The 13,006-nt window shown below is 70.3% G+C and carries 13 protein-coding genes; 9 read left to right on the plus strand and 4 right to left on the minus strand.

Features of this window, described 5'->3' with window-relative positions:
• Positions 1-21 precede the first annotated feature (21 nt).
• Positions 22-321 carry a DUF4193 domain-containing protein gene (locus ACQPXM_RS18675; RefSeq protein WP_012921380.1) on the plus strand — a complete coding sequence of 100 codons (300 nt, stop codon included), beginning with the start codon at positions 22-24 and terminating at the stop codon, positions 319-321.
• Between the two features lie 85 nt (positions 322-406).
• Here ACQPXM_RS18675 and ACQPXM_RS18680 read toward each other — a convergent pair whose 3' ends face one another.
• Together ACQPXM_RS18680 and ACQPXM_RS18685 are read right to left on the minus strand one after the other, a co-directional pair.
• Positions 407-715, minus strand: a complete 309-nt coding sequence (locus ACQPXM_RS18680) for a DUF4235 domain-containing protein (protein WP_432950282.1) — start codon at positions 713-715, stop codon at positions 407-409.
• 28 nt (positions 716-743) lie between these two features.
• Positions 744-1,211: a DUF3093 domain-containing protein gene (locus ACQPXM_RS18685; RefSeq protein WP_432950284.1), complete on the minus strand. Its 468-nt coding sequence runs from the start codon at positions 1,209-1,211 to the stop codon at positions 744-746.
• 52 nt (positions 1,212-1,263) lie between these two features.
• On the opposite strand from ACQPXM_RS18685, the gene ACQPXM_RS18690 reads away from it, so the two are divergent.
• From ACQPXM_RS18690 to ACQPXM_RS18715, 6 genes are all read left to right on the plus strand, one after another.
• On the plus strand, positions 1,264-1,821 hold the full coding sequence (locus tag ACQPXM_RS18690) for a PaaI family thioesterase (RefSeq protein WP_432950286.1): 558 nt from the start codon (positions 1,264-1,266) through the stop codon (positions 1,819-1,821).
• The gene (gene dut, locus ACQPXM_RS18695) at positions 1,818-2,270 is read left to right on the plus strand and encodes a dUTP diphosphatase (RefSeq protein WP_432950288.1); all 453 of its coding nucleotides are present in this window, start codon (positions 1,818-1,820) and stop codon (positions 2,268-2,270) included. The genes ACQPXM_RS18690 and dut overlap by 4 nt, the downstream gene beginning before the upstream one ends.
• A gap of 90 nt (positions 2,271-2,360) precedes the next feature.
• Positions 2,361-3,062 carry a DUF3710 domain-containing protein gene (locus ACQPXM_RS18700; protein WP_432950290.1) on the plus strand — a complete coding sequence of 234 codons (702 nt, stop codon included), beginning with the start codon at positions 2,361-2,363 and terminating at the stop codon, positions 3,060-3,062.
• 54 nt (positions 3,063-3,116) lie between these two features.
• On the plus strand, positions 3,117-3,506 hold the full coding sequence (locus tag ACQPXM_RS18705) for an OB-fold nucleic acid binding domain-containing protein (protein WP_432950292.1): 390 nt from the start codon (positions 3,117-3,119) through the stop codon (positions 3,504-3,506).
• 25 nt (positions 3,507-3,531) lie between these two features.
• Positions 3,532-4,386, plus strand: coding sequence for a DUF3159 domain-containing protein (locus tag ACQPXM_RS18710; protein ID WP_432950294.1), 855 nt, complete (start codon positions 3,532-3,534; stop codon positions 4,384-4,386).
• Between the two features lie 165 nt (positions 4,387-4,551).
• Positions 4,552-8,181 carry a S8 family serine peptidase gene (locus ACQPXM_RS18715; protein ID WP_432950296.1) on the plus strand — a complete coding sequence of 1,210 codons (3,630 nt, stop codon included), beginning with the start codon at positions 4,552-4,554 and terminating at the stop codon, positions 8,179-8,181.
• A gap of 146 nt (positions 8,182-8,327) precedes the next feature.
• Here ACQPXM_RS18715 and ACQPXM_RS18720 read toward each other — a convergent pair whose 3' ends face one another.
• Together ACQPXM_RS18720 and ACQPXM_RS18725 are read right to left on the minus strand one after the other, a co-directional pair.
• A complete protein-coding gene (locus ACQPXM_RS18720) occupies positions 8,328-8,996 on the minus strand; it encodes a potassium channel family protein (RefSeq protein ID WP_077016494.1) in 669 nt (222 codons plus the stop codon).
• Positions 8,996-9,658, minus strand: coding sequence for a potassium channel family protein (locus ACQPXM_RS18725; protein ID WP_432950298.1), 663 nt, complete (start codon positions 9,656-9,658; stop codon positions 8,996-8,998). Before ACQPXM_RS18725 ends, ACQPXM_RS18720 begins: the two co-directional genes overlap by 1 nt.
• A gap of 105 nt (positions 9,659-9,763) precedes the next feature.
• On the opposite strand from ACQPXM_RS18725, the gene ACQPXM_RS18730 reads away from it, so the two are divergent.
• Complete coding sequence (locus ACQPXM_RS18730) at positions 9,764-11,794, plus strand: APC family permease (protein WP_432950300.1); 2,031 nt, start codon at positions 9,764-9,766, stop codon at positions 11,792-11,794.
• Entirely contained in the window at positions 11,791-12,963 is a 1,173-nt protein-coding gene (locus tag ACQPXM_RS18735; protein ID WP_432950302.1) for a class I SAM-dependent RNA methyltransferase, read from the plus strand. The genes ACQPXM_RS18730 and ACQPXM_RS18735 overlap by 4 nt, the downstream gene beginning before the upstream one ends.
• Positions 12,964-13,006 lie beyond the last annotated feature (43 nt).

Consider the following 13,006-nt stretch of genomic DNA (forward strand, 5'->3'; position numbering starts at 1 on the left):
CGAAGAGGGCAGGGAAACACCATGGCGACTGACTACGACGCCCCGCGCAAGACGGACGAGGACTCCAGCGAGGAGTCGATCGAAGAGCTGAAGACTCGCCGTCACGACAAGAACTCCGGCAAGGTCGACGAGGACGAGGCCGAGGCGGCCGAGAGCTTCGAGCTGCCCGGCGCCGACCTGAGCCACGAGGAGCTGGCGGTACGGGTTCTCCCACGCCAGGCCGACGAGTTCACCTGTTCGAGCTGCTTCCTGGTCCACCACCGCAGCCAGCTCGCGAACAGCAAGAACGGCCAGCTGATCTGCCGCGACTGCGCTGCCTGACAACAGCAGCACCGTCGCCCTGCTCGGCTGAGTCCGTACCAGTACATGGGACCGTCCCCCTCGGGGGCCGGTCCCGTGCTGCGTTTCAGGACTTGACGACGTCCTTGGCGACGCCCTTGACGGCCGCCGTCTCGAAGCCGGGCGGCAGGTGCCCGGTCGACTTCAGCCAGTACTGCGCCGCGCGCTGCTCGGCGAACCGCTTGGCCGCCGCCGCGGCCGCGCCGCTGGCGATCGCCCAGCTGACCACCTCGACGTAGCCGGCCTCGGCGCCCTTGGGCGGCTTGCCGCCCGAACCGAGCTTCCAGGCCGTGGTGACCGCCTTGTTGGCGACCAGTCCGACCACCATCGTGAAGACGGCCAGCACCAGCTTCCAGCCGATCTTGGCTCCGATCACCGTTGCCTCCTCGCTAGGAACCCCTGACTCAGGATCTTGCCACGCTGTTGGACGTCAGGGCCGCTGCCAGCCGCTCCGGATTCCGCGTGGCGATCAGCCAGTACGGCGCTGGGTCGTGCGGGTCGGTGATCTCCACCCGGACCGCGCCGGGCAGATAGCTGCGCAGCACCAGGTACGCCGCCGGGTCGCAGTCGCGGCCGAATGCGGTGCGGACCGCCTCGCCGGTCAGTGCCTCGGCCTTGCCCAGGTGGACCCGCTCGATCGTGGCCCGGCCCGCGCGGAGGCGCTCGGCGTCCACCTCGACCAGCGCACCGCCGTACCGGACGAAGAGGGTGGTCAGCAGGACCGCGACGACTCCGCCGGCGATCAGGCCGGCTGGTTGGCCGGCTGGGACCGCGACGATCAGCCAGACGGTGAGGACGAGGAGGGCGGCGATGATCCACCAGCGCACCGGCACGCTCAACCGCTCGCGGTAATCAGTCCCTGAGTCAGCCACAGCACCAGCCTGGCACGTGGCTGCCGGAACGGCGTCGGTAGGGTCGCCTCTCGTGATCGAGCCCCCGACCCGCTCTGCGACGCCGCAGCGTGAGCTGGAGCCGCCGGAGCGTCACCCGGAGGCCCCTGCGCCCGGCACGGTGCTGCCGTCGCACTACGAGAACTGTGTGGCCTGCGGGCCGTCGCATCCGACCGGACTGCGGCTGGTGTCGACCGCCGGCCCCGAAGTGACCATCACCGGCGAGTTCACCGTCACCGCTGACCACCAGGGAGCTCCCGGTCTGGCGCATGGCGGCGTACTGGCACTGGCGCTGGACGAGACCTTGGGCGGCCTCGCGTGGTTGCTGCGCCGCCCGATGGTGACCGGGCGGCTCGAGACCGACTACATCCGGCCGGTGCCGGTCGGTACGACGCTGTTCCTGCAGGCCCGGTGCCTGGGATTCTCCGGACGCCGGATGTACGCGAAGGCCGTTGGGCGGCTGGGCGGTCCTGAAGGCAGTGTCGCCCTGAGGGCCAGCGCTGTGTTTGTAGTGGTCCCGCCGGAGCATTTCGTCGAGCACGGCACCGACATGACCGCCGAAACCGTCCACGACTACGAGGTGAACCCATGACCGAGGTACTGATTCAGCGGCTCGACCCGGAGTTGCCGATTCCGGCGTACGCGCATCCCGGGGACGCCGGGGCGGATCTGGTGGCGTCGCACGACGTGACACTGAAGCCGGGGGAGCGGGCGCTGGTCGGCACCGGGATCGCGATCGCGCTGCAGGACGGGTACGCCGCGTTCGTGCATCCGCGTTCCGGACTGGCCGCCAAGCACGGGGTGTCGCTGGTCAACGCGCCGGGCACTGTGGATGCGGGGTACCGCGGCGAGATCAAGGTGTGCCTGATCAATCACGACCCGCACGCCGAGCTCACGCTGCGCCGGGGCGACCGGATCGCGCAGTTGGTGATCCAGCAGGTCGAGAAGGCGCGGTTCGTCGAGGTGACCACGCTGCCGGGCTCCGCGCGCGGTGCGGGGGGACACGGCTCGACCGGTGGTTTCGGTGGTGTGACACGCTGAGCAGGTGCGGCCCGCTGACCTGCGGGTGAGCGAGACTACGGCGGGGTTTCGGCCCCTGGAGACAGACGACCGAGGAAGTAGGCAAGAGCAGTGATCTTCCGCCGCAAGGCCAAGAACGAGGACACCCCGGAGACGGTGGACGCCGTCGAGGAGACGACCGGGCCGACCGCCCAGGACGGCGGCACCGAGGAGCCGGCCGCCGGGGACAGTGCCGCCGGGGACAGCGCCGCCGGCCCGTTCGACGTCACCGAGGTGGACCCGGCGACGCTGGAGGCCGAGGACCGGATCGATCTCGGAGCGCTGGTGATCACCGGCCTGCCGGGCATGGAGCTGCGGCTGCAGGTCGACGAGCAGAGCGGCGACGTGCAGGCGATCCTGCTGGTGCTCGAGGACTCCGCGCTGGAGCTGCGCGCGTTCGCCGCGCCGAAGACCGCCGGCATCTGGGACGAGGTCCGCCAGGAGATCGCCGCCGAGGCCACCAAGATGGGCGGTACGGCGTCGGAGACCGAGGGCCCGTTCGGCACCGAGCTGGTGCTGGTCGTACCGGTCCAGGACCCCGACGGCCAGATCTTCAGCCAGACCTCCCGGGTGATCGGCGTCGACGGCCCGCGCTGGCTGCTGCGCGGCACCGTGCTCGGTCGCGCGGCGGTCGAGCCGGAGGCGGCACCGCCGATGGAGCAGGCCTTCCGCAACGTGATCGTGGTCCGCGGGTCCGAGCCGATGGCGCCGCGCGAGTCGCTCGCGCTGAAGCTGCCCGCCGGTGCCCAGCCGGCCGCCGAGGAAGAGGCCTGATCACCGTGCCCGAGCACCGGCCGATCACGTCCGCGCGCGGACTACACTGATCTCATGGGCAGCGACAAACCCGAGGGATTGTGGCGACGTGCCTTCCGCGGCCTGGCCGGCGACCAGGACGAGCAGGACGCCGAGGTACTGCAGGACTACGCGCACGACTGTGGCGCGCGGTCGATCACCGGTTGTCACGACCGGGAGATGGTGACGCTGTACGGGACACTGCGCACGATCACCTTCAGCCCGCGTGGCGGCGTCCCGGCCCTGGAGGGCGAGTTGTACGACGGCACCGGCACGGTCAAGCTGGTCTGGCTCGGCCGGCGCAAGATCGCCGGCATCCACCCCGGCTCGGAGCTGATCGCGTCGGGACGGATCGGTGTGGTCGACGGCGACCGGGTGATGTTCAACCCGCGCTACGAGCTGCGCCCGACGGCCGCGCATGGCTGACCCCCGCGCGGGTCAGGACTCCGGCGTGGACCGCGACCTGGACCGTGACTCCGGCGCGAGCCCGGACCTGGGCCCCGACGCCGGCCGGCCGCTGGACCGCCGGACCGACGACGACCTGGACGAGAAGCTGGTCGAGATCCTCCGGCCGGAGATCGAGGCGGCCGAGCACGAGCTGACCGACGGGCAGGGGCCGGACCGGCAGGAGCCGGGCGAGGCCAAGCCCAAGACCACCGACAAGGACTTCTTCCACGCGCTCGGTGGCTGGGGTGCGTTGCTCGACATCGGGCTGCCGTGGATCGCGTTCCTGATCGTCTACGGCGCGAGCGACAACGACCTGCGGCTCGCGCTGATCGTCGCGATCGCCTGCGCGGCCGCGGTCGCGGTGCTCCGGCTGCTGCGCAAGCAGCCGCTGCGCAACGTGCTCGGCGGCTTCGTCGGAGTGCTGATCTCGGCCTGGGTGGCCAATCGCAGCGGCAACGCCGAGGACGTCTATCTGCCCGGACTGCTGACCAACGTCGGCTACGGCCTGCTCTACCTGATCACCGTGCTGATCCGCTGGCCACTGTTCGGCGTGCTGTACGGCGTGATCACCCAGACCGGCACAGGCTGGCGCCGTGACCCGGCGATGTATCGCGGGTTCAACCGGGCCACGCTGGTGTTCGTGGGTCTGTTCGCGCTGCGGCTGATCGTCCAGGTGCCGCTCTACCTGACCGGCAGCCTGAACGCGCTCGGCATCGCGAAGGTGGGCATGGGCCTGCCGCTGTACGCGCTGGCCCTGTGGCTCGCGTACGCCGTACTGCGCAACTCGATGCCGCCGGACAAGTGGGACGAGGCCCGGGACCACGTCACGCATCTGCTGGGTGGCGGCAAGAAGAAGTAGCCCGCACGCCAGGGGCTGTCCGGCGCTGTCGCGTAGACGACGTGTCAACTATGTGCCAGCGCATTCCCGCGACCGCGGGTGATCAGGGTGTCTACGATTTCGCGACTTTGTCCGTAGAAACCCTGTGAGGCCCTCGTGACTCCACGTCCTGGTCGCGGGCGGAAGGTGACTGCCGCGTTCGCGGCGGCCCTGACGTTCGCCGCGGCCCTGACCGGTGGCTCCGCCGCCGCGTCGCCCGCCCCTTCGGCAGCTTCGCTGCCGGTCGCAGTTCCCAGCACCACACCCCGCACCGTCACCCTGATCACCGGCGACAAGGTCGAGGTGACCACCGGCGCCGACGGCAAGCCGCAGTACCGGGTGACCGGCCCGGACGGCTGGCTGGCCGACCACGACGTTCACGTGGACGGCAAGGACACGTTCGTCTACCCGCGCTCGGCCGCACGGTTCCTCGCGGCCAAGCTGCTGGACGAGAACCTGTTCAACGTCACTCGCCTGCTGGCCGACGGGTACGGCGACGAGCTCCCGCTGATCGTCACCTACACGGACGCCGCCACCCGGTCGCGCAGCCAGCGCGTCCCGTCCGGTGCCCGCAAGCAGCGGTCGCTCACCAGCATCCAGGGTGCCGCCCTGTCCACCGACCAGCCGGCTGCCTTCTGGCAGTCGCTGACCGCCGGTACGACAGCCCGCTCGACCGGCGCGGCCACGCTCGCCGGCGGGATCGAGAAGGTCTGGCTGGACGGCAAGTTCGTCGTCGATCTGGCCGACAGCACCGCGCAGATCGGTGCACCGGAGGTCTGGCGTGGCGGCAATACCGGTGCGGGCGTCGACGTCGCCGTACTGGACACCGGCATCGACCAGGAGCACCCCGACCTGGACGACCGGGTCGCCGCGGCGACGAGCTTCGTCCCGGACGAGGAGGTCACCGACCGGCACGGGCACGGCACCCACGTGGCGTCGACCATCGCCGGGACCGGTGAGGCGTCGGGCGGCACCGAGCGCGGTGTCGCGCCGGGCGCCCGGCTGCACGTCGGCAAGGTGCTGAACAACGAGGGCGGCGGTCAGGAGTCCTGGATCATCGCCGGGATGGAGTGGGCCGCGCGCGACCAGCACGCCAAGGTCGTCAGCATGAGCCTGGGCGGCTCGCCGACCGACGGCAGTGACCCGATCAGCCAGGCGCTGAATGAGCTGTCCGCCGAGACCGGCGCACTGTTCACCGTCGCGGCCGGCAACGCCGGACCGGGCTACTACACGGCGTCCGCGCCCGGCATCGCCGACGCGGCGCTGACCGTCGGTGCGGTGGACGGTGCCGACAAGCTCGCGGAGTTCTCCAGCTGGGGACCGCGGGTCGGCGACGGCGGTCTCAAGCCCGACATCACCGCGCCGGGCGTCGACATCCTCGCCGCCCGTTCGCAGTACGCGCCCGAGGGGTCCGGCGCCTACCAGTTGATGAGCGGCACGTCGATGGCGACGCCGCACGTAGCCGGCGCGGTGGCGCTGCTCGCGGCCCAGCACCCGGACTGGACCGGGCAGCAACTCAAGGACGCCGTCGTCAGTACGGCGAAGCCGACGCCCGACTACATCCCCTACCAGGGCGGTAACGGCCGGCTCGACGTCGCCACGGCCAGCAAGTCGACCGTGCGCGCCACAGCGTCGGTCTACTCCGGCTATCACCCCTGGCCGGTCCAGCCGAACGAGTCCGTCGAGCGGACCGTCACCTACACCAACGACGGCGACCAGGCGGTCGAGCTCGACCTGTCGACGCAGGTGAAGGACGCGCCGGCCGGTCTGTTCGCCCTGTCGAGCCCCAAGGTGACCGTCCCGGCACACGGCACCGCACAGGTCAAGCTGACCGTCGCGGTGAACGACGTACCGGTGGACAAGCAGCTGTCCGGGCACCTTGTCGCGACGAACTCCGCCGGAGTCCGGCTGAGCACGGTGATCGGGGTCGGTCGGGAGGGAGAGCGGTACCAGCTCACGCTGAACGCCAAGGACCGCAGCGGCCGTCCGCTGACCGGTGACGCGATTCTGATCGGCCGCGGTAGCTACGGGCAGTTCACGGTCGGCGAGGAAGGCGCCGAGCTCCGGCTGCCGCCTGGCGACTACACCACCTGGCTGACGACGGACGTCGAAGGCGCGAACGGCCCGAGCAGCAAGGGCATGGCCGTGCTGACGCTGGTCGACATCCACCTCGACAAGGACCTCACCGCGACGTACGACGCGCGCAAGGCCCGCAAGCTGACCGCCGTCACGCCGCAGGCGACCACGCTGGGCGAGGTGCGCGCGAACGTCTACCGCGACTTCGGCCGGGACTTCTCGGTCGGTTCGTCGCGCTGGCCGAGCCCGAGCTACGACAGCGTGTGGGTGCTGCCGACCGGCAAGGTCACGGACGGGGACTTCGTCGCGGGGGCACGCTGGCGGCTGGATCAGCCGGCGCTCACGATGGCGTCGTCGACCCGTACGTTCGAGGACATGCTCGTCCGGAGGGCGGACAAGCCGCTGCCCGCGGGACGTCAGCAGCTGGACGCGGTCTTCGTCGAGCAGGGCATCGCCGACCGGACCGGGAGCCACCGCGGCAAGGCCGTGGTCGTCCGGCGGTCGGACGCGGTATCGGTGGAGGACCAGGCGTCGGCGGCTGCCGCGGCCGGGGCGAAGGTGCTGGTTGTCGTCAACGACGGCCCGGGCAAGCTGGAGCCGTGGACCGACTCGATCTACGCGCCGAGTCCGCCGCGGATCACCATCGCGACGCTGACGCACGACGAGGGTGAGCAGCTGATCGCCCAGCTCGCCACTGGTCGGCGCACGCTGACGGTCACGTCGAACCCGGAGCTGGACTACCGCTACGACCTGTCGCGCTTCTGGGACCACGTGCCCGCCGTACCGGAGTACCGGCCGGGTGTTCGGGAGCTGGCCCGGATCGACGTTGCCTTCCGCAACTTCCGGCCGGGCTTCGGGCTGGAGAACCGGTACGACGTGTGGAACACCGACTGGGAGTCGGCGATGAACACCTCCGGCACGGTCGTGCAGGGCGACCGGACCGACTGGGTCACGGCCGGTGTGCCGTACCAGGCCAAGGCGGAGATCTCCCGTGAGGTCCAGCAGACCGAGTCGGGCTGGCGCAGCTATCAGGGCGGGAGCCGGGGTGAGCTGCAGTGGTTCGGTCCGGTGCAGCGGCCGCGGCTGGCCAAGGGGTTCTCGCCGGTGCGCACCGGTGAGGGGATCACGGCTGTCTCGCCTGGCTGGGGTGACGGCGGTGATCACATCGGTACGGCGTTCGGGAACTGGGACCAGACGCAGCAGCTGAGCCTGTACCAGGGCGACACGCTGGTGGCGCAGGAGGCGCGTGACCAGCTGTCGGCGAACGGCTTGAAGCCGGAGCGGTTGCCGTACCGGTTGGTGGCGGAGAACGCGCGAGGTGCTTTCCCGCATCCGTACTCGACGGCCACGCGCACCGAGTGGGGCTTCACGTCGGCGGCCACCGACACGGTGGCGTCGCTGATCCAGCTGGACTACGCGGTCGACACCGACGAGGCAGGCCGGGCCGGTCGGCGCTCCGAGCTGACCGTCACGCCGCGGTGGTCGGAGACGAACTCGACCGCCGGGATCCGCAAGCCGACGCTGGAGATCTCGTACGACGGGAAGACGTGGCGGAGTGCCTCGCTGCGTCAGACCCGCGAGGGGTGGACGACGCGGCTGGACGCGCCGCGCGGTGCGGCCTTCGTCAGTCTGCGTACGCGGGCTGCCGGTTCGGGTGGGACGGTCGACCAGCGGATCGACCGGGCCTTCGGCCTGAAGTAGTACGACGAACCGCCCGTACGCCTGCGGCGTACGGGCGGTTCGTGGGGGAGTGGGCGGCGAGACCGGGACCGGCGAAAGGTGATCGCCCGGGGAGGGCCCCGTACCGGCGAGAGGTGATCGCCCGAGAGCGCCCGCGTACCGGCCGTCTACTTCCGGTGGTGCGGGGACAGCATGTCCTCGAGCTGTTCCTCGGTCTCGTCGGCGGCGACGAACAGCAACTCGTCGTTCAGCTCGAGCGTGCCCTCCGGATCGGGGCGCAGCACCCGGCCCTCGCGGATGATCGTGACCAGCGCGGTGTCGGTCGGCCAGTCGATGTCGCCGACCCGCAGGCCGATCATCGGGGAGTCCTCCGGCAGCGTCAGCTCGACCAGGTTCGCGTCGCCCTGGCGGAAGGTGAACAGCCGGACCAGGTCGCCGACCGAGACCGCCTCCTCGACCAGCGCCGACATGATCCGCGGCGTCGACACCGACACGTCCACGCCCCAGGCCTCGTTGAACATCCACTCGTTGCGCGGGTGGTTGACCCGGGCAACGGTCCGCGGGACGCCGAACTCGGTCTTGGCCAGCAGCGAGACGACCAGGTTGACCTTGTCGTCACCGGTGCTGGCGATCGCTACCTGGCAGCGCTGCAGCGCGGCCTCCTCCAGCGAGGACAGCTCGCACGCGTCGGCCAGCAGCCACTCGGCGCGCGGCACCGACTCGGCCTTGATCGCCCGCGGGTCCTTGTCGATCAGCAGGACCTCGTGGCCGTTCTCCAGCAGTTCGCCGGCGATCGAGCGGCCGACGTTGCCCGCGCCGGCGATGGCTACCCGCATCACAGCTCCTCAGGCTTGGCGCCGAGCTGGGACTCGATCGCCGCGGCATCGCTTTCCAGCATGACGACGTGCACCAGATCACCCTCCTGGATGACGGTGTCCGCCTTCGGCAGCACACCTTCGCCGAGCCGGGTCAGGAACGCGACCCGGGCGCCGGTGGCCTTTTCGATGTCGAACGCCTCGCGGCCGACCCAGCCCGAGTGCACGTGCACCTCGGCCAGCCGGATGGTTGCCGACGGATCGCGCCACTCCGGCTCCGACCCGCTCGGCAGCAGCCGGCGGATCATCTGGTCCACCGTCCACTTCACCGTGCCGACGGTCGGGATGCCGAGCCGCTGGTAGACCTCGGCGCGGCCCGGGTCGTAGATCCGGGCCACCACGTTCTCGATGCCGAAGTTCTCCCGCGCCACCCGGGCGGCCAGGATGTTGGAGTTGTCACCGTTGCTGACCGCCGCGAACGCCTCGGCGGTCTCGATCCCGGCCTCGATCAGCACCTCACGGTCGAACCCCATCCCGGTGATCGTGCGGCCGGAGAAGTTCGGGCTCAGCCGGCGGAACGAGTCGGCCGACTGGTCGATGATCGCCACTGTGTGGCTGCGTTTCTCCAGGGTCCGCGCGAGCGTCGACCCGACGCGTCCGCAGCCCATGATGACGACGTGCACTCCGTGATCACTCCCTGCCCCGTTCCGGGGCCGCTGGCATCCATTCGCGGTGTATCGGCGGTGTAGACGCTACACCGAACCGAGGGGCCCTCTAACATCTCGGTTGTGACCCCCGCTCTAGGCGACATCGGCAAGCGACTGCTCATCGGCCGCAAACTTCGCAGCACCCAACTCGGTGAGACGTTGCTTCCGAAGCGGATCGCGCTGCCGGTCTTCGCCAGTGACGCTCTGTCGTCGGTCGCCTACGCGCCGGACGAGATCTTCCTGACCCTGTCGGTGGCCGGCCTGACCGCGTTCACCTTCTCCTGGAAGGTCGCCATCGTCGTCGCGGTGGTGATGCTGGTGGTGGTCGCGTCGTACCGGCAGAACGTGCACGCCTACCCCTCCGGCGGCGGTGACTACGAGGTCGCCAACACCAACCTCGGGCCGACCGCCGGACTGACCGTGGCCAGCGCGCTGCTGGTCGACTACGTGCTGACCGTCGCGGTGTCGATCTCCTCGGCCGCCCAGTACGCCGCCTCCGCGATTCCGGCGCTGGAGGGCCATCAAGCCACGGCCGCGGTGGTGGCCGTGCTGTTCCTGACCACGATGAACCTGCGCGGCGTGCGCGAGTCCGGTACGGCGTTCGCGATCCCGACGTACGTGTTCATGGTGACGATCCTCGGGATGGCCGCCTGGGGCTTCGGCCGGATGCTGTTCGGCAACCTGCCGGACGCCGCGACGGCGTCGTTCGACATCGCGCCCGAGGGCCAGTTCGCGACCGGCGCCGGGGGATTGGCGATGGCCTTCCTGGTGCTGCGGGCGTTCTCGTCGGGCTGTGCGGCGCTGACCGGTGTCGAGGCGATCAGCAACGGCGTCCCGGCGTTCAAGAAGCCCAAGAGCAAGAACGCCGCGACCACGCTGCTGCTGCTCGGCACGATCTCGATCGCGATGGTGATCAGCGTGGTGACGCTGGCCAACGTGATGAAGGTCCGGTTCGCCGAGGACCCGTCCACCCAGCTGCTGGACAACGGCGTACCGCTCGGCCCCGGCTACCACCAGGACCCCGTGATCGGCCAGCTGGCGAAGGGCATCTTCGACCACTTCAGCCCCGGCTTCTACCTGGTCGCCGCGGCCACCGGCGTGATCCTGGTGCTGGCCGCGAACACCGCGTTCAACGGCTTCCCGGTGCTCGGCTCGATCCTGGCCAAGGACAGCTACCTGCCCAAGCAGCTGCACACCCGCGGTGACCGGCTGGCGTTCAGCAACGGCATCATCATCCTGGCCGCGTTCGCGATCTTCCTGATCGTCGCCTTCGACGCCGAGGTGACCCGGCTGATCCAGCTCTACATCGTCGGCGTGTTCGTCTCGTTCACGATCAGCCAGACCGGCATGGTGCGGCACTGGACCCGGCTGCTGCGCACCGAGACCGATCCGGCCCGGCGGGCCCAGATGATGCGATCCCGGGTGATCAACGCGATCGGCCTGACGATGACCGGGACGGTGCTGGTGATCGTGCTGATCACCAAGTTCACCCACGGCGCCTACATCGCGATCATCGCGATGGTGGTGCTGTTCGTGATGATGAAGGGCATCCGCCGCCACTACGACACGGTCGGCCAGGAGATGGCGATCGAGGGCGACGAGCAGCTGATGCTGCCCTCGCGGGTGCACGCGATCGTGCTGGTCTCCAAGCTGCACAAGCCGACGCTGCGGGCGCTGGCCTTCGCGAAGGCGGCCCGGCCGTACACGCTGGAGGCGGTCACCGTCGACGTCGACCGCGAGGAGTCCGAGTCGCTGCAGGCCGACTGGGACGAGCACAACATCCCGATCCCGCTGAAGCGGCTGGCCTCGCCGTACCGGGAGATCACCCGGCCGATCCTGCAGTACGTGCGCGACATCCGGCGGCAGTCGCCGCGCGACGTGGTGATGGTCTACATCCCCGAGTACGTGGTCGGCCACTGGTGGGAGCACATCCTGCACAACCAGTCCGCGCTGCGGCTGAAGGGGCGGCTCTTGTTCACACCTGGTGTGATGGTCACATCGGTTCCGTACCAGCTGATCTCCTCGGAGGCGGCCCAGGAACGGCAGGACCGGGTGGAACGGGTGGCCGGGCAAGTACGCCGGGGCGCCCGCAAGACGTCAGGAGATCGGTGAGGGACGAGGACATCGTCGGGACGGTGCTGGAGCTGGAGATCGGCCCGGTGGCGCACGGCGGGCACTGTGTCGCGCGCTACGAGGGCCAGGTGGTCTTCGTCCGGCACGGCCTGCCGGGGGAGCTGGTGCACGCCCGGGTGACCGAGCGGACCGCCAAGTACCTGCGGGCCGACGTCGTCCAGGTGCTCACGCCGTCACCCCACCGGATCGAGCCGCCCTGCCCGTACGCCGGTCCGGGCCGCTGCGGTGGGTGCGACTTCCAGCACGCCAACATCGTCGAGCAGCGCCGGCTGAAGGCGACGGTCGTGTCCGACACGCTGCGGCGGATCGGCGGGATCGAGCGGACCGTGGTGATGGAGTCGCCGGGCGACGACGGGCTCGGCTGGCGGACCAGGATGCGGTACGCCGTAGGCCCCGACGGCCGCCCGGGCATGCGCGTGCACAGGTCACACGACCTGATCCAGGTCGACAAGTGCCTGATCGCGCACCCGGACACCCCGACCGTGCTGGACCAGCGCTGGCCAGGCACCGAATCGGTGCAGGCGGTGGTGTCGTCGGAGGGCAAGACCGCCGTGCTGACCGACACGGAGTCCGGTGGCCGGGTCGTGGAGACGGTCCGCAACCGGCGGTTCCGGGTCGAGGCCGACGGCTTCTGGCAGGTCCATCCGGCCGCCGCGACGACGCTGGTCGACGCCGTACTGGCCGGGCTGGAGCCTGCTGACGGCGAGACCGCCCTGGACCTGTACTCGGGCGTCGGCCTGTTCGCGGCGTTCCTGGCCGAGGCCGGGTGCCCCGTGCTGGCGATCGAGGGGGACAAGGCCGCGGTCAAGAACGCCCGGCGCAACCTGCACGACCTGCCGGGCGTCACGCTCGAGCAGGGCGACGTGGACCGGGTGCTGAACCGGGCCGTCGCGCAGGGGCTCGAGCACGTCGACCTCGTCGTATTGGATCCGCCGCGGACCGGAGCCGGCAAGCACGTCGTCCGGCGGATCGCCGGCCTGTCGCCCCGGAAGGTGGCCTACGTCGCGTGTGATCCGGCGGCGCTGGCGCGGGATCTGAAGACCTTCGGTGAGCTCGGGTACGGCGTGAGCTCGCTGCGGGCCTTCGACCTGTTCGGCATGACCCATCACATAGAGTGCGTGGCCGTGCTCGAACCCGTGACTAGTTAGGACCCCGGCGGCTCGGGTACGGTTCTGGGCTGGTACTGGCTGT

Source organism: Kribbella sp. CA-253562 (genome assembly GCF_050942265.1).
GTDB lineage: Bacteria > Actinomycetota > Actinomycetes > Propionibacteriales > Kribbellaceae > Kribbella.

Bases quoted from the DNA above. Each gene is read 5' to 3' on its own strand.
- ACQPXM_RS18675 (WP_012921380.1), top strand. From the start codon at position 22: ATGGCGACTGACTACGACGCCCCGCGCAAGACGGACGAGGACTCCAGC.
- ACQPXM_RS18705 (WP_432950292.1), top strand. From the start codon at position 3,117: ATGGGCAGCGACAAACCCGAGGGATTGTGGCGACGTGCCTTCCGCGGC.
- ACQPXM_RS18720 (WP_077016494.1), bottom strand. From the start codon at position 8,996: ATGCGGGTAGCCATCGCCGGCGCGGGCAACGTCGGCCGCTCGATCGCC.
- dut (WP_432950288.1), top strand. From the start codon at position 1,818: ATGACCGAGGTACTGATTCAGCGGCTCGACCCGGAGTTGCCGATTCCG.